22 protein-coding genes are annotated in these 20,671 nt (G+C 36.1%); 12 read left to right on the top strand and 10 right to left on the bottom strand.

What is annotated here, in order from left to right; all coding sequences use genetic code 11:
- Window positions 1–200: 200 nt before the first annotated feature.
- From ABS917_RS05940 to ABS917_RS05920, 5 genes are all read left to right on the top strand, one after another.
- On the top strand, window positions 201–683 hold the full coding sequence (locus ABS917_RS05940) for a GNAT family N-acetyltransferase (RefSeq protein ID WP_350478139.1): 483 nt from the start codon (window positions 201–203) through the stop codon (window positions 681–683).
- A 31-nt stretch (window positions 684–714) separates the two neighbouring features.
- On the top strand, window positions 715–1,149 hold the full coding sequence (locus ABS917_RS05935) for an SgcJ/EcaC family oxidoreductase (RefSeq protein WP_350478138.1): 435 nt from the start codon (window positions 715–717) through the stop codon (window positions 1,147–1,149).
- A gap of 454 nt (window positions 1,150–1,603) precedes the next feature.
- Complete coding sequence (locus tag ABS917_RS05930) at window positions 1,604–2,419, top strand: carbonic anhydrase (RefSeq protein WP_350478137.1); 816 nt, start codon at window positions 1,604–1,606, stop codon at window positions 2,417–2,419.
- A gap of 380 nt (window positions 2,420–2,799) precedes the next feature.
- A complete protein-coding gene (locus ABS917_RS05925) occupies window positions 2,800–3,513 on the top strand; it encodes a pirin family protein (RefSeq protein ID WP_350478136.1) in 714 nt (237 codons plus the stop codon).
- Entirely contained in the window at window positions 3,514–3,795 is a 282-nt protein-coding gene (locus ABS917_RS05920) for a hypothetical protein (protein ID WP_350478135.1), read from the top strand. It begins immediately after the preceding gene.
- Between the two features lie 57 nt (window positions 3,796–3,852).
- Here the strand turns inward: ABS917_RS05920 and ABS917_RS05915 are convergent, their stop codons facing one another.
- The 3 genes from ABS917_RS05915 to ABS917_RS05905 are packed head-to-tail and all read right to left on the bottom strand — an operon-like array spanning window position 3,853 to window position 6,094.
- The gene (locus ABS917_RS05915) at window positions 3,853–4,596 is read right to left on the bottom strand and encodes an amino acid ABC transporter ATP-binding protein (protein ID WP_350478134.1); all 744 of its coding nucleotides are present in this window, start codon (window positions 4,594–4,596) and stop codon (window positions 3,853–3,855) included.
- Between the two features lie 12 nt (window positions 4,597–4,608).
- Window positions 4,609–5,274: an amino acid ABC transporter permease gene (locus ABS917_RS05910; protein WP_350478133.1), complete on the bottom strand. Its 666-nt coding sequence runs from the start codon at window positions 5,272–5,274 to the stop codon at window positions 4,609–4,611.
- Between the two features lie 34 nt (window positions 5,275–5,308).
- A complete protein-coding gene (locus ABS917_RS05905) occupies window positions 5,309–6,094 on the bottom strand; it encodes a transporter substrate-binding domain-containing protein (protein ID WP_350478132.1) in 786 nt (261 codons plus the stop codon).
- Between the two features lie 198 nt (window positions 6,095–6,292).
- Here ABS917_RS05905 and ABS917_RS05900 point away from each other — a divergent pair, with 198 nt between their 5' ends.
- Window positions 6,293–7,156, top strand: a complete 864-nt coding sequence (locus ABS917_RS05900; RefSeq protein WP_350478131.1) for an AraC family transcriptional regulator — start codon at window positions 6,293–6,295, stop codon at window positions 7,154–7,156.
- A 68-nt stretch (window positions 7,157–7,224) separates the two neighbouring features.
- Window positions 7,225–7,398, top strand: coding sequence for a Fe3+ hydroxamate ABC transporter substrate-binding protein (locus tag ABS917_RS05895; protein ID WP_350478130.1), 174 nt, complete (start codon window positions 7,225–7,227; stop codon window positions 7,396–7,398).
- Between the two features lie 53 nt (window positions 7,399–7,451).
- Here ABS917_RS05895 and ABS917_RS05890 read toward each other — a convergent pair whose 3' ends face one another.
- A complete protein-coding gene (locus ABS917_RS05890) occupies window positions 7,452–7,778 on the bottom strand; it encodes a four-helix bundle copper-binding protein (protein WP_350478129.1) in 327 nt (108 codons plus the stop codon).
- Window positions 7,779–7,940: 162 nt separating this feature from the next.
- Between ABS917_RS05890 and ABS917_RS05885 the strand changes: the two genes are divergently transcribed.
- Window positions 7,941–8,510, top strand: coding sequence for a YdhK family protein (locus ABS917_RS05885; protein ID WP_350478128.1), 570 nt, complete (start codon window positions 7,941–7,943; stop codon window positions 8,508–8,510).
- A gap of 240 nt (window positions 8,511–8,750) precedes the next feature.
- The gene (locus tag ABS917_RS05880) at window positions 8,751–9,425 is read left to right on the top strand and encodes a serine/threonine protein kinase (RefSeq protein ID WP_350478127.1); all 675 of its coding nucleotides are present in this window, start codon (window positions 8,751–8,753) and stop codon (window positions 9,423–9,425) included.
- A 72-nt stretch (window positions 9,426–9,497) separates the two neighbouring features.
- On the opposite strand, the gene ABS917_RS05875 is transcribed toward ABS917_RS05880, so the two are convergent.
- Together ABS917_RS05875 and ABS917_RS05870 are read right to left on the bottom strand one after the other, a co-directional pair.
- Window positions 9,498–10,037: a PadR family transcriptional regulator gene (locus ABS917_RS05875; RefSeq protein ID WP_350478126.1), complete on the bottom strand. Its 540-nt coding sequence runs from the start codon at window positions 10,035–10,037 to the stop codon at window positions 9,498–9,500.
- Between the two features lie 98 nt (window positions 10,038–10,135).
- Complete coding sequence (locus ABS917_RS05870; RefSeq protein WP_350478125.1) at window positions 10,136–11,320, bottom strand: YhgE/Pip domain-containing protein; 1,185 nt, start codon at window positions 11,318–11,320, stop codon at window positions 10,136–10,138.
- Window positions 11,321–11,576: 256 nt separating this feature from the next.
- On the opposite strand from ABS917_RS05870, the gene ABS917_RS05865 reads away from it, so the two are divergent.
- The 3 genes from ABS917_RS05865 to ABS917_RS05855 all read left to right on the top strand — a co-directional run bounded on the left by ABS917_RS05865 (window position 11,577) and on the right by ABS917_RS05855 (window position 15,891).
- Window positions 11,577–13,709, top strand: a complete 2,133-nt coding sequence (locus tag ABS917_RS05865) for a beta-propeller domain-containing protein (protein WP_350478124.1) — start codon at window positions 11,577–11,579, stop codon at window positions 13,707–13,709.
- A gap of 168 nt (window positions 13,710–13,877) precedes the next feature.
- A complete protein-coding gene (locus tag ABS917_RS05860) occupies window positions 13,878–14,576 on the top strand; it encodes an ABC transporter ATP-binding protein (RefSeq protein WP_350478123.1) in 699 nt (232 codons plus the stop codon).
- Entirely contained in the window at window positions 14,566–15,891 is a 1,326-nt protein-coding gene (locus tag ABS917_RS05855; RefSeq protein WP_350478122.1) for an ABC transporter permease, read from the top strand. The genes ABS917_RS05860 and ABS917_RS05855 overlap by 11 nt, the downstream gene beginning before the upstream one ends.
- 351 nt (window positions 15,892–16,242) lie before the next feature.
- On the opposite strand, the gene ABS917_RS05850 is transcribed toward ABS917_RS05855, so the two are convergent.
- From ABS917_RS05850 to ABS917_RS05835, 4 genes are all read right to left on the bottom strand, one after another.
- Complete coding sequence (locus ABS917_RS05850) at window positions 16,243–16,905, bottom strand: hypothetical protein (protein ID WP_350478121.1); 663 nt, start codon at window positions 16,903–16,905, stop codon at window positions 16,243–16,245.
- A 16-nt stretch (window positions 16,906–16,921) separates the two neighbouring features.
- Window positions 16,922–17,533, bottom strand: coding sequence for a hypothetical protein (locus ABS917_RS05845; RefSeq protein ID WP_350478120.1), 612 nt, complete (start codon window positions 17,531–17,533; stop codon window positions 16,922–16,924).
- A gap of 400 nt (window positions 17,534–17,933) precedes the next feature.
- Window positions 17,934–19,094, bottom strand: a complete 1,161-nt coding sequence (locus ABS917_RS05840) for an MFS transporter (RefSeq protein WP_350478119.1) — start codon at window positions 19,092–19,094, stop codon at window positions 17,934–17,936.
- Window positions 19,075–20,475, bottom strand: a complete 1,401-nt coding sequence (locus ABS917_RS05835; RefSeq protein ID WP_350478118.1) for a tetratricopeptide repeat protein — start codon at window positions 20,473–20,475, stop codon at window positions 19,075–19,077. Before ABS917_RS05835 ends, ABS917_RS05840 begins: the two co-directional genes overlap by 20 nt.
- Between the last annotated feature and the right edge of the window lie 196 nt (window positions 20,476–20,671).

Raw genomic sequence — 20,671 nt, 5'->3', positions numbered from 1 at the left:
TTCGGTTGATTTGGATGGGACTTGGCGAATATCTTTCTAAAATTGGCGAATAAACTTTTTACATACCTTTTGCGAATATGTAGCAATAAGTGTCTGTAAAATTGAAGAAGTAGGAGAATAAATTAAGGTTTCGTTGATTTTGGTAATACATGTTAGTATTAACTTATATAACCAATGAAATTAGAAGGGGAGAGATTAAAATGGCACTAATTCGTAAAATGCATGCTGAAGACATTCCACATGTTCAGGATGTGGCAAAAAAAACTTGGAATGCTACATATAAGGGAATCATTCCTTTGGAAATCCAAGAAAAGTTTCTAAAGACGGCCTACAATGATGAAAGAATGAAACAACGATTGGAACGTTCTTTTCTTTTTGTAGCTGAAATCGATAGCAATGTTATAGGGTTCGCGAACTTCTCTCCTGTTAATGATGAAGGGAAAGCTGAATTAGGGGCTATTTATCTTTATCCTGAATACCAGGGAAAAGGGGTTGGCTCAGCTTTATTGCAAAAAGGAATTAATGAACTGGAAGGCGTAAAGGAGATTTATATAAATGTCGAAAAGGACAATAAAATTGGCAAGAGCTTTTATGACGCAAAAGGCTTTCAAGTGTTGAAAGAGTTCGATGATCTTTTTGAGGGCCATACGTTAAAAACAGTGCGGATGGTTTTAAATGTGTAGCTTTGTAGGTAAAATCCAAGGGGGAATTAATATGAATACTGAAGTTCAAAACCTTTACAATAAACTGATTGATGCCTGGAATAGACGTGATGCTCAAGGGATGTCTGATCAATTTGCAGAACAGGGAGTACAAATTGGATTTGATGGAAGTAAGCTAATTGGCAAAGAAGAAATATTAGCGCATCTTACGCCTATTTTTGAAAATCATCCAACCGCTCCTTTTATAACGAAAGTAAAAGAGATACGGTCGCTTGGAAAAGATGCAGCAATTGTATATGCGATTGCGGGAATGATACCTCCTGGAAAGTCAGATATTGAGCCTGCCGTAAACGCCCATCAAACACTGGTAGCTGTGAAAAAGAATAACGGCTGGCAGGTGGAGCTCTTTCAAAATACTCCTGCCCAGTTTCATGGAAGACCGGAATTAGTGGAGGAAATGACGGAAGAGTTAAGGCAGTTGCTTTAGGTTTATTGGAGAGTGATAGGAATGGTTAGCTGGAAGAATAGTAAGGGAGTGCTGGGTGCGGTCGTTTTATGTGGTGTAGTTTGGTTTGCCCATCCGGCACAGGACCGGGTAAACAAATTGGAAGAGAGGCCTTTGATTTCTATTGATACAATGAAAAGTCGAGCTAACAAAGAAAGTTTTTAAGCATTTATAGAGTGAAAAGGGTGAGCTTAGAACACTGAGCTTGCTCTTTTTATTTTATGCCGCAAATTTACATTCCAAGTTATAAATAAGCTGAAAGAGCGAATGCTAAATGAAGTATAAATGACTAAAAGAAGTGTAGATTATGATTCTATATATGGATAGAGGAGTAGGTTATATTAACCGAATTTTAATATTTCAGTATATTTATTTGGATATAATAATTATATATGGAATAATTTTATTATTCTAGAGATAAGAGGAGCTACAGAAGATGAATAAACTTGGATACTTATTTTTAGCGATGTTCTCAAGTTTGATGCTTGCTGCATGCGCGGAACAAAAAAGTGAAGAAAAAGAAAAGGAAAAAGAAGTAATTACAACAAGTGCTAATCAGAGTGAATGGTCTTATGAGGAATCGACCGGACCTGAACACTGGGGAGAACTTGATCCCAGTAATTTAACATGTGTAAATGGAAGCGAACAATCGCCGATTAATGTTGAATTTCCCGAGGTAAAAGCAGATGGAAAATCAAAAGGTAAGAGTGAGATTCACTATGAACCAACACCGTTTACACTTGAAAATAACGGTCATACGATACAGGCGAATGCCATAACAGAAAGTAACCACATTACCATTGAAAGTAATGAATACAAGCTTTTACAATTTCATTTCCATACACCAAGCGAGCACCAGTTTAACGGCCAAAACTATGATATGGAACTTCATCTAGTACATAGTGACGAAAATGGAAAGCTGGCTGTTATTGGGTTAATGATTCAAGAAGGAATTGAAAACAAAATGCTTTCATCGATGTGGAATGAATTACCGACAGATAAAACGGCAAAAGGTAATTCCGAAAAACATGAAATTGACTTACAAGCTTTATTACCAGAAAATGAAACAACTTACCAATACGCTGGTTCATTAACGACACCTCCTTGTACAGAAGAGGTACAGTGGATTGTTTTTGAGCAGCCGATTGAAATGTCAAAAGCACAAATAAAAGCATTCCAGCAAATTTTCCCGGACAACCACCGTCCTGTTCAGCCGATAAATGAACGGGAAATTAATAAAAATGGAGAATGAAAAGTTAAGTAAAAGAGGATGGGACATAACCCAAAAATGCTATTTTTCTCTAAGGGAAAAATAGCATTTTTTTGCTGAGCGATAAAATTTGATTCCATTCCGGGACGCTTTCCGCGGTCGTTAGCTGTCAGTTAGTGTTTTAACAATGCGAAGGGTGAAACTGTCAGCACGAACTCTCGCCCTCCATTACAATCCATTTTCTGAAATATCCGTTTCTTAATAAGTGGTTTCTTCTAACCAATGCTATTTCTACTTCTGCCCCAATCTCTTTTTTTGTATTAATTTAACCGATTCAAATATATAGCAAATTCCTTTTATTTACTGTATAATTTATCTTGAATTCAAGATAAATTATTTCAATGATGGAAAGGTGATTTAGAGTGATTTTACATAATCCTTCTACTAAGCGATTTACAGCAAAGAATGAATGGCAAGAAACCCACTTTAGTTTTTCATTTGGTCCGTATTATGATGAAGAAAATATCCAATTTGGTCCATTGCGTGTCTTAAATGATGATATCGTTAAACCGAACAAGGGGTTTGGCATTCATCCGCACAGGGATGCAGAAATTGTATCGATTGTATTAAAAGGGCAGTTAAAACATGAAGATAATTTAGGGAATGTCGGTACCCTTCAGTACGGCAATGTGCAAAGAATGACAGCTGGTACGGGTGTACTTCATTCGGAGGTGAATCCAGCAGAAGCTGAGGATACTCACTTTTTACAATTATGGATTCTTCCAAATCAGAAGCAGTTAACACCATCATATGAGGATATTACGTTTGATCCTGACAAGTTAAGAAATGAGTTATTACCGGTCGTATCCCAGAATGCTGGAGGAAATGTAGCGATGATCCATCAGGACGTTACGCTATATCTTTCAAAATTAGACGCGAAAAAAGAAATTCAATTCCAGCAAGAAGAAGGACGTAAAATTTATGTATTTGTCATTGAAGGAGAAGTTTCTCTAAATGGGGATGTTACACTGCAAAGACGTGATGACGCACGAATCACCGACCTTCATTCGTTAACAATACATGCCAAAAAGGATGCATTTATCCTTTTAATCGATCTGCCTGGAGGTGAAGGATAGATGCTATATGTACGTCATACTGTCGGCAGCAGACTATTCTGCGAAACTACAGAATATGAAATTAAACTAGTTGAAAACAGTTGGGAAATTTCTTTTAAAACGAATAAAGAAACCGTCAATACGTTATTGAAATTCCGAGATGAACTCAATATTTTTTATGTAGAAGAAGATAACCAGAATCAAAAAACATGGTTCTATTCATCTGAAGGGGATGTGCGTTTCTCAGAAAATGATAGTAAATGTATCATCTTGGCTGATCATAAGACCGTTTATCCGGTGTAATCATACACGATAATAAAAATGAGGGTCCTGCCTACTATTAGACAGGACCCTCGTTAATTATTTCAGCATTGTCGTTTTCAGAAATTCTTTTGTTCGCTCTTCTTTCGGATGGTTGAAAAATTGATCGGGGTCACCGCGCTCGATAATTTCCCCATCATGCATATACACGATCCAGTCAGCCACTTCTCTAGCGAAGCCCATTTCATGGGTAACAACAACCATTGTCATTCCTTCTTGAGCCAATTCTTTCATCGTTGTTAAAACCTCACCGACAAGCTCTGGATCAAGTGCTGATGTCGGTTCATCAAAAAGCATGATTTCCGGTTCCATTGCAAGCGCTCTAGCGATTGCTACCCGTTGTTTTTGCCCGCCGGATAGTTTATTAGGGTAGACATCGGCCTTATCTTCCAAGCCGACTTTTTCCAGCAGATGTTTTGCTTTGGAGATTGCCTCCTTTTTGTCAATGCCCTTAACCATTACCGGAGCTTCTATAATATTTTCCAAGACAGTTTTGTGGGGGAATAGGTTAAAATGTTGAAATACCATTCCTACCTTTTCCCTTATGTTGTTAAGGTTATCATTTTTAGGGTCGACTTCTTTGCCCCCTATGGTTATACTGCCACTATCTTTTCTTTCTAAAAAGTTCAGACATCGAAGGAGAGTACTTTTTCCTGAGCCACTCGATCCTATTAAACAAACAACATCGCTTTCGAAAACGGTCATATCGATATTTTTTAATACATGTAAGTCTCCAAATGACTTATTTAGTTGATTAATTTTAATCATTTCTTTTGCTTCCATTGCTTACGCCTCCTACCTGTCACTAATTGCTAATCGCTTTTCGAAACGGTTTACTACTAATGTCAATAATGCCACCAACACTAAGTAGTAGATCGCTACAATGAGTAAATAAGTCATTTCGTCAAAGTTATTAGATCCTAGCGTTGTCGCTACATTAAAGAGTTCATTCATCGAGATAAATGCGGCCAACGAAGAATCTTTCAAACCGATGATAAATTGGTTACCCAATGGCGGGAGCGCACGGCGGAATGCCTGCGGAAGAATAATTCTTCTTAATGTCAGAACTTTGGTCATCCCTAAAGAGCGTCCTGCCTCCATCTGACCTTTATCGACACCTTGGATAGTACCTCGAAGAATTTCAGAAATGTATGCGCCGTTATGTAGAGCCAAAGCAAGTGAAGCAGCCCAGAAATCGGGAAGAAGGAAAATTCCGCTTAGTCCGAAATAGAGGATAAAGATTTGAACAATTAGCGGTGTTCCGCGGACTAAAAAGACATATATATCTGAAATGAGCTCTAATACTTTTATTTTAGAAATTTTCATTAACGCAAAGAAAAGCCCGATTACGATACCTATCAGAATGGATACTACCGTCAGCTCCAATGTTAAGAGCATAGCTTTAAGGAAAATATCTTTTGTATCTACTAATACTTCTAGAAAATGTGAAAAACTTGGCACTGTACCTACTTCCTTTCTTTTTTAGAGGATTGAATTATTCAGGTTTTTTTGTAATGTCCTCACCAAAATACTTCATGCTAATCCGAGATAGTGTTCCATCTTCCCGGAGTTTTTCCAGCGCCTCGTTAACTCGCTTTAACAGGTTGGGGTTATCTTGAGGCAGTACAATCGCTTGTTCACTGCGTTCGATTAACTGCTGCCCTTCAACTTTAAACCCTTCTTTTGCAGCATTTTTTCCGGTTACAAAATCGGTGATTACCGCATCATGACGACCGCTGTTTAACGCCTGCAAAGCAGTGATGTCACTGTCATAGGTTTTAACATTATCTGTATACCGGGAGGCTGTATCAGCATAGGTTGACCCTTTAGCTACAGCGACTTCCTTTCCGGCTAAATCATCAACAGTTTTAATTTCACTTTCTGGTCGGGTGAAAATTTGCGGTCCAGAATAATAATAGGGGGTAGAGAAAGCAACATGTTTGCTTCGCTGTGGATTAATCGTGTGGCTGGCAACAGCTACATCTGCACGGCCAGTCTTGACTCCTTCTACAATACCTTTAAACTTGATCCGCTTTTGAACCGGTTCAAGACCGAGTTCTTTTGCGATCGCTTCGCCAACTTCGATATCAAAGCCTGACATCGTAAGGTCCTCATTATTTACATAACTAAATGGTTTAAACTCGCCAGATGCAGCAAAAACAAACTGATCTTTATGTATCAGTTCAGATCCGTCGGCAAGCTTTTCCTTCTCCGCACAAGCAGATAAGAAGCAGGCCGCGATAAAACTGAAAATCAATATTAGCTTTTTTTCCAACCGCATATTACGTATCAACTCCTCTCATGTATTTCTACAATCTATTTTGCTAAGTATCTTACTAATAAGTGTGAATACCCTTTTTATTCCTCTAATAAACAACGAGTGCCATAAGAAGTACATTTAATACGATTTTTTTCAGATGAAAATATCGAGTATTCTTATAATTGCTTTGCTAATATGTACCCATGAAGGAGGGATATGTTGTTAAAAGAATTAAATCAGGTGATTGAATATATTGAAGAACATTTAACCGAGGACTTGTCTCTTGAAAGCATTGCGCACTATGCCGGGGTTTCCGACTACCACTTTAGAACAGTATTTTTTCACCTTTCAGGGATGACATTAAATGAGTATGTAAAAAACAGAAAACTATCAGAAGCGAATAAGGATTTAATAAATGGAGAAAAGGTAACAGATGTTGCGTTTAAATACGGTTACCAGTCAGTCGACGGTTTTACTAGAGCATTTAGAAAATGGTGTAATTGCTTACCTTCGGATGTCATCAAAAAGAAAATAAGCAAGTCATTTCCTAAACTCACATTCGTTATTACAGTAAAAGGAGGAGTTTCGATGGAATGGAGAATTGAAGATAAACAAGCGTTTAATTTAGCAGGGGTAAGTAAACGTGTGCCTATGCAGTTTGAAGGTGTCAATCAGGAAATCGTAAAGCTGGCCCAAAGCATAACAGAAGAACAAAGAAAAGAAATGCGTGCACTACAAAATATAGAGCCTTTTGAAATTGTGAATGCATCCTATCATGCTGATGCGAATTTCCTGAAAGAAGAAGGGGAGTTAACTCATTTGATCGGTGTCTTAACCACTGAAGCTGAAGTTAGTGACCAATTAGACAAAGTGCGAGTTGAAGCATGTACGTGGGCAGTATTTCCAAATGAAGGACCGTTCCCTTCCAGGTTACAAGAAACAATGGCTAAAACATACTCGGAATGGCTACCCACTTCGGATTACGAAATTATCCAAGCACCAACTTTTTCGTTTACTAAAATGGATGAAAATAAAAAAGGTTATGCTTACAGTGAAATTTGGCTTCCTGTTCGGAAAAAGTAAAGGGCAGGATTTTTTGTACAAAGGTAGTATTAGTGTAGCTGAAGTATAAAATAGTGGGAGGGAATAGAATGGCCCTAATAATTCCAAAATGTATGAAATGTAATAATGAAATTAAAGACGATGAAAAAGTATTGGTTCAAATGCGTTACCCGAAGCGAAAGGGGTTTACGGAAATCAAAGCTTATTTAAATCTGGAATGCAAATTTATTTGTGAAAAGTGCTCAACTGAAATAAATATTTAAACAGATAAAAGTTGCCCCTTAGGTAAATGAACCTGGAGCAACTTTTCTTAAGTTTAGGCCACTTTTTTACATGCTTCTGCACATTTAAAGCACGCTTCCGCACATTTTTGGCAGTGGTCATGATCATGCTTTTTGCATTCATTTCCGCATGCTTCACAAATTTTTGCACAAACGGCAGCCAGCTCGGAAATAAAAGGTGTACCTCTAGTAATCGCCTGTTCCAAGTAGCTGCAAATATCAGCGCATTCTCTGTCCAAACGGATACATTCCGTCATCATCTGAACGTGATCCTCTTTTAAGCAGGCGTCAAAACAGTGGTTACATGCTGCCATACATTCATGTAAAGTTTGCAGCAATTGTTGATGTTGTTCATGTGACATAAACTATTCCTCCTCATTACAGTTTGTTCACTCTGATTTCCCTCTTACTTTGTCAAGTAAACTAATATAAATCGATCCTTAAAAAAATGTAAGGTTATGAAAATACCGTGCAGGGGTATAATGAGTTAGGGAACAAATTGAAGAAAAGGGAGAAATGCAGCGATGAAAAGAAAGAGTCTAGTAAGAGGTTCGCTTGTTTTATGTACAGCGTTTGTTTTAGCGGCTTGCGGCGGAAATGAAGAAGAGTCAAAATCTAAGGAAGAAATGGACCATTCACAAATGGATCACGCCCAAATGGACCATTCAAGTTCAGGTGAAGTACCAGAAGGACTGGCTGATGCGAAAAACCCTACATATCCTGTTGGTGGTGAAGCGGTGATAAACGCAGATCATATGGGAGGTATGGACGGGGCAACAGCAACGATTACCGGCGCCTTTGATACAACTGTCTATATGGTTACTTATAACCCGACAACTGGTGATGAGCCAGTTGAAGATCATAAATGGGTCATCCATGAAGAAATTGAAGATGCCGGAGAAGAACCATTCACTTCCGGTGAAGAGGTCGTATTAAATGCGGATCACATGGACGGGATGGAAGGCGCGGCAGCTACAATCGATTCGGCTGAGCAAACGACCGTATATATGGTGAGCTATAAAGATACAGAAACAGGTGAAGAAGTAACGCATCATAAATGGGTAACAGAAAGTGAACTTTCCCCTGTGGAATAATTCCAAAAAATAATTAAGCCTTAGTTAATAAATAGGTAAGGTCCTTCACATAATGATGTGAAGGGCTTTTTACATAATGGACAAAGCGGTAGATTACATGAACTAGCGGTTTTAATGTTAAACTCATTTAATAGTCATATAGTTAATATAAAAACAAATCTTATTATGGGTGATATAGGAATCCCTTTAAAAGTAAATGGATCATGTAGTTTTTTTAACGCTGATGAAGGGAGAGATGATATGGTAAAGGACTTCGAAAAAGTAATGGTTTCCCTTTCAAAAATAAATGTTTTATCCAACCCGAATAATGAGCCAGTAACAATAATTGGTGAAGCAGAAGATATGAGATGTGTAGGAATCGGGACCGATGCAGCAGTTTTTCAGTCCGAAAATGCCCCGGTGTATGCATTAAAACTATATGCGGAAGATAAAGCAGCGAAAGTAATGTTGGAAGAAGATGTTTACAGGAAGTTAGGCAATTCACCTTTCTTTTCAACATGCTATGGTTCGAGCGGCAATTGTCTCGTATTAAGTTACGAGGAAGGGAAAACGCTCTTTGACTGCATTCTTGAAGGCATCCATATTCCGGAACAGGTAATACAGGATGTTGAAGAAGCAAGAGAATATGCGCGCAGTAAGGGGCTGAACCCGCGTGATATTCATTTGAAAAATATACTGCTGCAAAACGGCAGAGCTAAAATAATCGATGTTTCCGAATATACGATGTCCGGTAATGATTTTCGATGGGAACATTTAAAAAAGGGTTATGAGCAATACTATCATTTAATTGACGGGAAATCCGTACCGAGTGGGGTGGTTGAAACCGTTCGTAAATGGTATAACAGGCGAGGTAAGAATTCATTGTCATTTGAAGAAATTACAACACCTATTTTAAAACTTTTCTTTAAAAATTGATGCGCTTTTAATAGCAATATATAAAAAAGCCTCGCATTTCGATGATCCAATTCATCCGAATGCGAAGCTTTTTTAAATCAATTGATTCCGTATTTTTTCGATTAGTGAAGAAATCCATTCACCTTCATTATCTATACGACTTATAAAATAGCCAAACAAAAAATCTCCACCTTCTTTTTTAGGACCTTCCAGCTTTACCTGCATATTCAAGCTTTTAATATGATCTCTTTTCTTTTCAAGCTTTCTTAATTTTTCTTCAAGAATCATAATGATTTTTGCACGATCCACAAAGTCCAGATTCATCAAACCTACAATTGTTTCTGATAGGGAATCGGCTTTTTCAAAAAGCTGATAAATTTTGTTTGGAAGCAATCCAAGACCCTGTTCTGTAATGGCGAAAACTTGCTTATCGGGTCGGTTTTCTTCTTTAATAATCTCTGTTGGCTCGATAAGTCCTTGTTTTGTCAAAGACTCAAAATGATAATAGAGCTTGCTTTCCGTCAGGTTCGCCAATTTATCAAAAGGGATCGGTTCTGACAGCTCTTTTTTTAGTTTATATGGATAACTGCTTTCTTTCGCTAACTTGCTCAATATATAAATTTGGATGGACATAGTATTCTCCTATACTCTATACATGTTAATTTCCGCTTATATAAATACAACTCGTGCTATTTATGGCACGAGTTGTATTTTTCCTTAGTTTAACAAAGTTATGCGATAACTTCATCCGCTTTTTTCAAAGAAGCTGGTTGTTCAGCCGGTGCATCAACTGGCAGTGGCTTATGGAAAATACAAACAATCAGAACATTGATAAGCATTGCTCCGACACCTACTGCAGCTAACCCCCATAGGTACGGGGCAGGGCTGACTGAACCGAACATAATCGCTAAATACGATTGAACAGAATGGTACATCGGCGTAATATAGCTAAACCATTCATATGGTGCGTACATCATATCACGTGGAATTGTCGCACCGTTCGCCAATGTCTGCATTAGCAGAATCGGAATGTTAAGAATCATACCGCCTTCACCAAGGATAAAGATTGGAATCGCACATACATTAAATGCAGCCATATACAATAAAATCTGCTGACCAGCTACAGGCAACAATACTGCCATGTCGACTTCTGCAATTGAAAAAGCAACAGTTAAAGATGCGATAGTTGAAAGTACCGCAATTATTAATGCAGTCAATTGTACATACATAAATAATCTTGTTTTGCTCGCTTTACCACGATTCGCTTTAAACGAACCGACTAACTGCATCCCTGCAATCATCGCACCTACATAACAAGCCATTGTTAGAAACATTGGCAGCATACTGTTATGCATTCCCGTAGGCACATCATTCATAATGACATAGTTTCCAGTGTAGCTGTTTTCGATTTGCGCAGCCATTTCAGCTGCCTGATCTTCAGGAAGGTTGAAATTCATTAAAATACCTTGAGCTGTTTGCTGTGAGAAGTTTGCACTTAATTCGTTATTAATTTGAGTGACTACTGATGACATAGAAGATGAAACCATTGTAGATGAGGCTTCGTTTACTGTGAAATCAATTTTAGTTCCTTTACCGCTCTCTGCATCCGCCGAGAAGTTTTCAGGGATATGAATAACTAATGCAAGTTCATTGTGCTCTAAATCTTTCAGAGCCTGTTTATTTGTTAAATCTGTTTCGATTGTCTTAAATGGTAAACTTTCGCCTAACTGCCCGGCAATCTGACTGCCAGCTTCGCCTTTGTCGTCATTTACAATGGCAATTTTTAAGTCATCCATATTACCGGGTATTGCTGTATATCCAGGCAGAAAGATTCCTAGCATAGCTACCGCATAGAAGATTCCCATAAAAATAGAAGCAATTGCTCCTTTTGATTTTAAAAACTGTTTAAATTTCACGTATTGTTTCCTCTCTTATACAAACTTTAATTCAAGTACTCTAATTAAAGTACTTAACTTTTAGTATTCTATAATATTAATGATTTAACTGTAAAGTAAAAAGCAAGTGATGAATATTACGGTAATGTGAACGGTCAGGAATAAAAATTATGAGGTACCCATAAAAAAGTATTTGTTAAAAAATTCAAAAATTCTGTAACTTTTATATTTTTCCTGAGTCTAATTAATTACAAAGTATGGAAAGGTAGGGGTTTACATGAAAAATGGCAAAATTTTCGGAATCGGCCTTGCCGCTTCACTTGTCGCGATTTTTGCGCTAGGTTATTTTATGTTCGCTAAAAATACGGAAGTGCAGGCAACGGGTATTTTATTCGAAGGGGAAACGTATTCCATTACGGTAAAGCAGCCGATTACGGAAAAAAGTTTAACGGATGGTTCCATTGTGGTAGTCGATGAAAACAGTAAAAATGCTAAAGTGCAATTTTCGGTTGATAATGCCGGGACTGCACTATCTGTGGATGGGCTTAGCGTAGGGAAATACACACTTCACATTAAGCAGACAGCGTACGCCAAGAAAGCAAAATCCCAGCAGGAACAGTCGGTTGCAATTGAAGTTGTAAGGAAAGTGGAAAAACTTGCTTCAACGGAAGATTTAAAAGATTACTTTAGGGCATTTATAGCGCAAGAAAATGCGGTATCGAGTCGCTCAAATGATATGGTAAAAGAGGAATCGGCAATGTCGATGGAAAACAAAGATTCTAGCAGTGGCGTACAGAGTTATTCTACTACCAACAACCAGGTTGAAGGCATTGAAGAAGGTGACAGTACGATTACGGACGGCAAATCAATATATACGATTGTAGACAATAAAGTAGTCATTGTTAATGCAAAAACTATGCAGGTAGTAAAACGTTTAAAGGTAGGCAAAGACATTTATCCATCGCATTTAATGCTGCATGATCAAACATTAATTGTCGGATATACACAGTATGTGGAAACACAAAGAGAGCCGCATTATGACGGGAAATCGGTAACAAAAATTGCCTTTTACGATATAAAAGATGCAAAAAATCCTACTCTCTTACGTGAAGTGGGGCATGATGGGGATATTATGAATATCCGTAAAGCAGGCAACTATTTGTACGTTGTATCAAGTCGTATGCCGAACTACTGGCTGCTGCAGGAAACACCGGATGTAGAGCTCCGTCCATCTACGTACGACGGGGAGAAGGAAACCGTTATTCCGGTCGATAAAATTCGTATGCTGCCTGAAAGCAATGAACCAAATTATTTAATCGTATCAGCAATCGATGTGAGCAATGTAAAGTCGAACGCATGGAAAACAGAGAGCTTCCTAGGTAACAGCGGGCAACTATACATGTCAGAAAACGCAATCTATATTGCATCGATGAATCATTATGGTTACTGGCCTGTAATGGAGCGTACCTCTCTTGACGACACGGTATCTGATACAATGCCGGTAAATCAAAACAATGAAACGACAATATATAAAATTTCTGTTGATAAAACAACGGTAAAAATGACAGCGCAAGGAAAAGTGCCTGGTTCTGTATTAAATCAATTTTCAATGGATGAACACGACGGGCATGTCCGTATCGCTACTACAGAAGGCAATGCATGGGGAACAACGGCCAATTCGAAAAACCATCTCTTCATTTTGGATGACAACTTAAAACAAGTTGGGGCGGTCAATGATCTGGCGAAAGGGGAACGCATTTACTCCGCTCGTTTTATGGGAGACAAAGCGTATTTAGTGACATTTAAAGAAACAGACCCTCTCTTTGTCATTGATACGAAAAATCCGACAGCACCGAAAGTGTTAGGGGAGCTGAAAATTCCTGGCTTCAGTAATTACTTGCATCCAATTGGCGAAAATCACTTATTAGGTATTGGCTATGATACGGAAGTGAAGATGGAGGAAGGTTCAAAAGAGCCTGTTGTCTATACAAAAGGAATGAAATTGAGCCTGTTTGATGTGACGGATTTCAATAACCCGAAAGAACAGCAGGCGGTTGTAATAGGAGGTCGCGGTACTTATTCACCTGTACAGTATGACCATAAAGCATTATTCAGAGATTCGCGTCAAAACTATTATGGCTTCCCAGTTACGATTTACTCGCCAACAGATGAGGAAGACCAGCTGAAATATGAAGGAACAGGTGCTCATATTTACAAAGTAACACCTAAAGGAATCGAGCTTGCAGCGGACATGATCGAAAAGGCGCGTCCTGGTGAACAGTACGAAGATTCATATAATGTTGTACAGCGTCTTCTTTATATTAATGATGAGCTGTTTACAGTATCTCGTTCCAAAGTGATGAGTTTCAACGGGAAAACTTTTGAAAAGCAACAGATGGTAGGTTTCTAATATAGACTAAACCACAAGCTCAGATAGTATTGTGCTTGTGGTTTTTCATGTTCTGAAAAAAGTTATGGGGGATATTTAGTTTTTCTTAAGAATTTCTTCATATTTAGCCTTTCTAAATATTAAGATTTGCCCTTTACACTAAAGTTAAGAGAAAAGGAGTGAACGATGATGATTAAAGTAACGAACTTACAACATACATTTTCCATCGGTAAACGCGGAAAGGAAAGACAGGTTCCGGTACTGAGAGATGTATCATTTGATGTAAAAAAGGGGGAAATCGTCGCAGTTGTCGGGAAAAGCGGATCGGGTAAATCGACACTGCTTCAGATTTTGGCGGGTTTTATGAAGCCGGAACACGGTTCGATTGTAGTAAACGCCCAGGAAATTGCCGCATTTAATGAAGTTCAGAGTGCAAAATTCCGTTTAGAAAACTTCGGCTTTATTTTTCAAAACTTTCAGCTGATGCCTAGTTTGACTGCATTCGAAAATATTGAATTACCGTTAAAGCTGCAAGGGATGAACGTTTCAGAACGGAAAAAACGGGTCGAAGTAATCATGAAAAAAGTCGGGTTAACTGAAGTGACGGACCATTATCCGAATGAATTATCGGGCGGGCAACAACAGCGGGTTAGTATTGCGCGTGCCCTTGTGACGAATGCACCGATTTTGTTGGCGGATGAACCAACAGGAAGTCTCGATTCAGAGACAGAGCAGGATATTTTAATGCTTATCCAGCAGCTGAACCGTGAATTGGATCTGACATTTATTATTATTACGCACGATGAGGAAGTAGCGATGATTGCGGACAAGCGTTTTCGTATGCATGATGGTCAATTGGTGAAAGAAGGTGAACACAATGCTATTTAAAGATCAGGTGAATTTCGTAATGCAGCATATTAAGAAAAATAAGCTGCGTGTATTTATGACAGTACTGGCCGCAACAATGGGGTGTGCGTTTTTAATCGTGCTTGCTTCGATTGGTTTTGGATTGCAGGATTCAATAGAAGATGAAATTTTATCAAGTGAGACTGTGACACAAATAGAAGTGCTCGGTAGTCAAGCGCTGTTTACAGCAGAGGAAGTAGCGGATATCCAAGCGGTGGAAAATGTGCAGACGGTGTTAAAAACAACTAGTGTGGATGCTAATGTAGAAGGCTATATGGGAGACCGTGATACATTTACATCATTGCGTTTAGTGGACTTTACTGATTACGCATCGATTGCGAAACCATTATCGGAAGGAAAATACCCTGAAAATGAAAAGGAAATTATTGTCGGCTATCATTTCGGTCAAACATTATTGAATGAAGCGGACCGCAAATTAATTGAAGAAAAATCAAAAGCAGCAGAGGCAGAAGGTACTTATTATGACGGTGAAGAAGAGGGCTATAAGGAATCGCTTATCGGCAAGGAAATTGAGATTGCTTTAGGTACGCATGAACAGCCGGATGTATTATCGGAGCGTATGACGTATACGATTGTCGGTGTTATGCCAGAGCCGGCTTATGAATGGGCAGTAGAGAACAGAATTTATATGATGGACGAGCAACGGGAAGTGGTTGAAAATACTTATAACCAGGTAGTTACAGAAGAGGGAGCAAGCGATTTTCAACTGTTTTCTGAGCGTTTCGATATTTATGCGGAAAGCCTGGAATATGTAAAGCCGATTTTAGAAGAGTTACGTGAAAAAGGCTACGGTGTGTATTCCGTTACCGAACAGCTTGATGAGTTAAATGTCTTTTTCCTAGTATTGAAAGCAGGGCTTGTTTTCGTTGGGACAATTGCAGTACTGATCGCATCCATCGGTATCTTCAACACGATGACAATGGCGGTGACAGAACGTACGCGTGAAATCGGTGTATTAAAAGCGATTGGTGCTAGCCCGAAACTGATCCAACGACTGTTTTTAATGGAAAGCACTTTTATCGGAGTTATTGGAACAGTTCTTGCTATTGCAATTTCGTATGTTATAAGCTTTGCATCGAATGCGCTATTACCACTCATTTTAAAGGCAGCAACAGGCGAAGATGGATTCAACAATGTTCAATTTTCAGCAATTCCTTGGCAGCTTGTAGTGATTGCTGCAGCAATCAGTATCGGCGTGGCAATGATTTCAGGTTTACGCCCCGCACGTAAAGCAACTAAAATTGAAGTTATGCAGGCGTTAAGACAGGAATTATAATAGAAAATGCATGCTGTAGGAAATCTGTTTATCAAATACTAAAATAGAAAATAGTTAAAGGGATTTAATGACCAAACATATTTTATAATTATGTTTGGTCCTTTTTAATACGTATTTAAAAATTCAACATTGCCGTTCACCAAGCTATACAATAATCGGTCAAATCTCTGACTGACCTTATATTACAGTTGAGCGTATTTGCAAAATAACATAAAAGAATCAAAATTATAGAACTTTTGTAACTTTAAAACGCTAGAGTAAAAGTACCCTATAAAATGGACACCTTGAAAAAGTCCTCTTATAGGGTACATGCTACTTAATTTTATTAAAATTATTATTAGAACAGTTATATTATTTTTTTGTGATTTCTAGATGTAGGAAATCTGTAGGTTCAATAATATAACCTAAATATCTATCAACTGTAGTAGCTACATTAGGTTTGTCAATAGTATAAGCTTTCCATTTACCGTTAACTTCCCAATAGATACCTTTCATATAAAAGTCTAATTGATAGGTACCAGGTTGTGTTATTGAAGTTTCTGATTTAGAACCCTGTGTTATTTTAAGTGTTTTTGATGTTGCGCGACCATAACTGTACGAACCTTCTACTTCTGTAAGGAACTTCACACCACCTGATCCACTAACTCCAACACTCCAATTAGAAGTCTTTGTTGATGTTTTTTCTACAGTACGTTCCCAAGTATATTTATAAGCGGTTCCAGTTGGTAAGGTTACTGAAGTATTGTGAAAATGCTTATGCATATTTACATAGCCCCTATTAGTAAATTTCGCTGAATTTGCAACATAACCATCAGCTGGGTAAGTAATTGTAGATAATGGCTGGATTATTGAATTGTCTTCTTTAGTAACAGGAATATTATCATCACCTTGAATTAGTTCACCATTTATAGAAATAGAATGAGGATCGACATTAGATTCAGCATTTGCTGCATCATTTGTTGTAAAAAAAGTTAAAGCTAGTAATAAAGACAAAAATTTAATAGGTAATTTCATTTAATAACGCTCCTTTTTATTTTAAATACTTACTTATTTGATCAATAAATTTAGCAATCTCACTTATAGTGAAAACTTCTTCACCATTTAAATTATCTGATATACCAAGTACTGAAATGGAAAAACCATCTCCAGCGAAACTATATTGAGCAACTTCAGTTGAAGGGAAAACTTCATTATAACTTTCACTTAGAGGACCGGTCGCTGGATTAAATAAGTCTTCAGTGTAATTGATACTATGTTCCCAGACATTATTTCCTCGATTTTCATCAGCACTAATACTTAAGATAATTACAACGGCATTATCTGGGTTTTTGTATACAAACTTTTTACTTCTTTGATAAAAACCATATTGCCCAATACTTTCGTCTTTTCCAGTAATACTATCAGGTACTACAACTATGTCCCCACGATCACCTAAAATTTCAGTATAACCATCAATAGCAAACTCATTTTGAATAGAACCTACAATTTTTTTGTAGTTTGATAAATCATTTATGGCACTTTCTTGTTCTAAAGAATGATCTACCTTAGATTTGCTCTCTACTGAGTAATTTTTTTCGTATATAAATACAAGAAAAACTATGATCAGGAGTATTACAACTAGTGAAAAAGCTTTTTTCTTCATATTACCAACCCTTAGAAAAATATTTTGTAATTCTTATTTTTTGAAGCACCTTCTTTCAATTGGATAATCACATTTTTTCTTTTGTGTAATAAGATAATAACAAAATAATACATATTTGGGTTTAAGTATGAGTTGGGAAAAAGTTTTAATAATAATGACATATAAGAGGAAAAAATAGGTTGCTTCACTGAATTTCAGGAAATATTAAATGATTCCTATAATAATTAGTTATGTTAAAGAATTCGGAGTATCAAAGTTTTGTATTTTCGATGTATAAGAATGATTAATTAAATGAGTGTTAGTGGGTAATACTTCAGTAATTTTCCAAACCAAAAATGCTATTGAGTTATATAAAATCAATAGCATTTAATATGTTGAGTTATTAAGAATGATTATTTCACTATTTCACTATTTCACCTTTAGCCAAAGTAATTTTTCTGTACATTGTAAAATATATAATACCTAATATTAGACTTAATACAGAAAATACGATAAATAACATTTCTATATTTACATAAGTATACAGATAACCCCCGACTGTTCCGCCTAATGCATCTCCAATAAAAAATGAAGAATGAATTATTCCGAAATATATTGGAAGTTCTTTAGAAGGGAAAACTCTATACTCCCATATTTCAATTGAAATATTTGTTATGGAAATTAAAACACTTATTATAAATATCAAGCATAAAATTATATATTTTTGTTCTAACAAAACCAGTGAAATAGCAGATAGACATAACAGGACTTCTGCAACTAAAATATTATAGTGAGGATATGTTAACAGTCTTTTATTTTGAAAAGTTAAGCCACTGATAATTTTAATTGTGGCGTAAATTGCCATAATTATACTTACAGTAGATAAACTAAATCCTATATTTTTTAGGATTATTGGCAAATAGGGCTCAAACATACCATTACTTGTCCCTAAAATTACACTACTTATTAAAGCTATAAATGTAAGTTTTTTATCGGTAGGAAGAATGCTGTTCCTACTTTCATTAATTTTATTGTCTGGTATTCTTACCAGGAATACTGTATATAGACTCAAAGCAGACGCTATTAATAATATTATATATATATAACTGGATTCTTGAAAAATAACCAGAAGTTGTCCTGCTAAAAGTACAGAAACTACGGCTCCTATTTGACCAGCTACTACCCTAGATGAAATTAAAAACTCTTTATCTTCATCTTGCTCATTTGCAATAACAAATATCCAAGTACGAACAATTAGTATTACTGTAGAAGCGCCTATACCTGAAATAAACCCTGATAATATTGGCAATACAAGTGGGCCAGTGAAGACCCTTAACAGCATCCCTAAGGAATATATTGGAATAAAAAAAGCGAATGACTTTAATAATTTTTGTCCATTAATTTTACTTCCTAGCAGAAATGATAAAGAACCTGCTATCGCCATAAAAGCATATGAAAGAGAATAAGCGAAAACGGCATCATTTTTTTCAAACCATAATATTTGTACATAGCGTGATATTCCCATACTTAGATAGAATATCAGCAAGAAAGATATTAATCCTTTATACTTTAAGGCCTTCACAATTATTATTAAACCTCATCTCATTTGTTTCATTTATTAAATAGTCGATATCAGATTTATAATCATCATCTAAATTAACTACTGAAACATCTATATTTAAAATTGTCTCATACTGTTCTAATTTAAATAGAGTATATAAATAACTATATAGAATTTCGCCAGTATATCTTTCATTGTATTCTAAATAATATGCAGTTTTATAATGTAAAGCGGCTTCTTGATAATCATCCTTTGTTAAGAAGTAATAGCCTTTCATTGCAGATTGAATAGATAAGTCAACTATTTTTTTATCTTCTATAATTTCTAACCATTCATATCCTTCATCTAATAAATCATTATCAAAGAGAATTTTTACTATTTCATAGTGATAATCCGCATCATAGGTATCAATTTCTATTATTTCCTTTAACAAATTAACACTCTTTCTAAAATCCCCTAATATATTATAACACTGGGAAATATTATAAAGTAATACTGTCTTGTGTAAGATTGCATACTCCTTCCCACTTGAAATTAATATATCTAATTCGCGAATTTTAATTTCTAATAAATTAATGGCTTCTTCTATTTGATTCTTTTTAAATAATAGGAGCGCATAACCATTCCGATTAAAAATCCTTTTAAACTCTTTATCATTATGAATGAAAGAAGGTTCATTTAATAAATTTAATGCTTTATTTAAAAAATTTTCTGCTTTTTCAATGCTGTGAAACTTTTTATTGTGATGCCTCAAATACAACATTGAAAGGATATAAAGCGAAGTAATTTTTATTTCATTTTCGCAACTATTATTTATGTCCTTTTCAAGAATTTGATTTAATAAGGCTTCACCAGCCATTGTATTACCTAAATTGTTTTGGGTAATAGCAAGATTAAGCAGTATTTGAGAGTTTACATTGCTTACCTTAGAATTAAGGTAGTCTTTACCAATATTTAAGGATGTCCATAAGTCACCTACACTTAAATAATAGGGCATATCTTCAATATTGTTTTCATCAACAATCTTATCTAATTGTGGAAATACTTTAACCTCTATACTTTCCTGAGAGTAATGTTTTAACCGGTCAATAAAAAATAGCTCCGGTTCTGATACTTGTGAAGTATTAAAATGAAAAGAAATTGCTTGAATTTTATTTGTTTGTAATTCTTTCCAAACCTTATAACTTATAAAATTTATTAAACGTAAAGCTCTATGTAAATCAAAGTACCTTAATTGATGATTAATATTTTGACTATCTGTTATGGACATTTTAGATGTAATTATTAAATTCTTTGGATCTAAAAAGTTTTTTTCAACAGTAGTTAGTAAATCCTTTTCAAAACACTTAACAGTATTTGCTATTATACTTGTACTTATCATGCTTGTCTTTTTAACTTCCATAATAATATACCTCCCTAAGTGAAATATAAAATAAAAAATGATGGCGCTTTTACACGACATCATTTTTTATTTTTAATTATTTGTAAGTAACTGAGTTTGTTTTTTTAAGTACTTTAGGTTTACGCATTATTTCACCTCCTAATAATTATTTGTAATTAATTACATGTCGGATATACAATTCCGATAATTAAATTAT

The organism is Solibacillus sp., assembly GCF_040273735.1.
Lineage (GTDB): Bacteria > Bacillota > Bacilli > Bacillales_A > Planococcaceae > Solibacillus.
This window is presented reverse-complemented; position numbering and strand designations above follow the sequence as displayed.

What these genes read in the sequence shown, in the direction of transcription:
- ABS917_RS05940 (WP_350478139.1), top strand. Translation starts at nt 201, where the DNA reads ATGGCACTAATTCGTAAAATGCATGCTGAAGACATTCCACATGTTCAG.
- ABS917_RS05845 (WP_350478120.1), bottom strand. Translation starts at nt 17,533, where the DNA reads ATGAAGAAAAAAGCTTTTTCACTAGTTGTAATACTCCTGATCATAGTT.
- ABS917_RS05905 (WP_350478132.1), bottom strand. Translation starts at nt 6,094, where the DNA reads ATGCGGTTGGAAAAAAAGCTAATATTGATTTTCAGTTTTATCGCGGCC.
- ABS917_RS05835 (WP_350478118.1), bottom strand. Translation starts at nt 20,475, where the DNA reads ATGGAAGTTAAAAAGACAAGCATGATAAGTACAAGTATAATAGCAAAT.
- ABS917_RS05935 (WP_350478138.1), top strand. Translation starts at nt 715, where the DNA reads ATGAATACTGAAGTTCAAAACCTTTACAATAAACTGATTGATGCCTGG.
- ABS917_RS05885 (WP_350478128.1), top strand. Translation starts at nt 7,941, where the DNA reads ATGAAAAGAAAGAGTCTAGTAAGAGGTTCGCTTGTTTTATGTACAGCG.
- ABS917_RS05860 (WP_350478123.1), top strand. Translation starts at nt 13,878, where the DNA reads ATGATTAAAGTAACGAACTTACAACATACATTTTCCATCGGTAAACGC.
- ABS917_RS05855 (WP_350478122.1), top strand. Translation starts at nt 14,566, where the DNA reads ATGCTATTTAAAGATCAGGTGAATTTCGTAATGCAGCATATTAAGAAA.
- ABS917_RS05930 (WP_350478137.1), top strand. Translation starts at nt 1,604, where the DNA reads ATGAATAAACTTGGATACTTATTTTTAGCGATGTTCTCAAGTTTGATG.
- ABS917_RS05895 (WP_350478130.1), top strand. Translation starts at nt 7,225, where the DNA reads ATGGCCCTAATAATTCCAAAATGTATGAAATGTAATAATGAAATTAAA.
- ABS917_RS05875 (WP_350478126.1), bottom strand. Translation starts at nt 10,037, where the DNA reads ATGTCCATCCAAATTTATATATTGAGCAAGTTAGCGAAAGAAAGCAGT.
- ABS917_RS05880 (WP_350478127.1), top strand. Translation starts at nt 8,751, where the DNA reads ATGGTAAAGGACTTCGAAAAAGTAATGGTTTCCCTTTCAAAAATAAAT.
- ABS917_RS05865 (WP_350478124.1), top strand. Translation starts at nt 11,577, where the DNA reads ATGAAAAATGGCAAAATTTTCGGAATCGGCCTTGCCGCTTCACTTGTC.
- ABS917_RS05915 (WP_350478134.1), bottom strand. Translation starts at nt 4,596, where the DNA reads ATGGAAGCAAAAGAAATGATTAAAATTAATCAACTAAATAAGTCATTT.
- ABS917_RS05920 (WP_350478135.1), top strand. Translation starts at nt 3,514, where the DNA reads ATGCTATATGTACGTCATACTGTCGGCAGCAGACTATTCTGCGAAACT.
- ABS917_RS05890 (WP_350478129.1), bottom strand. Translation starts at nt 7,778, where the DNA reads ATGTCACATGAACAACATCAACAATTGCTGCAAACTTTACATGAATGT.
- ABS917_RS05850 (WP_350478121.1), bottom strand. Translation starts at nt 16,905, where the DNA reads ATGAAATTACCTATTAAATTTTTGTCTTTATTACTAGCTTTAACTTTT.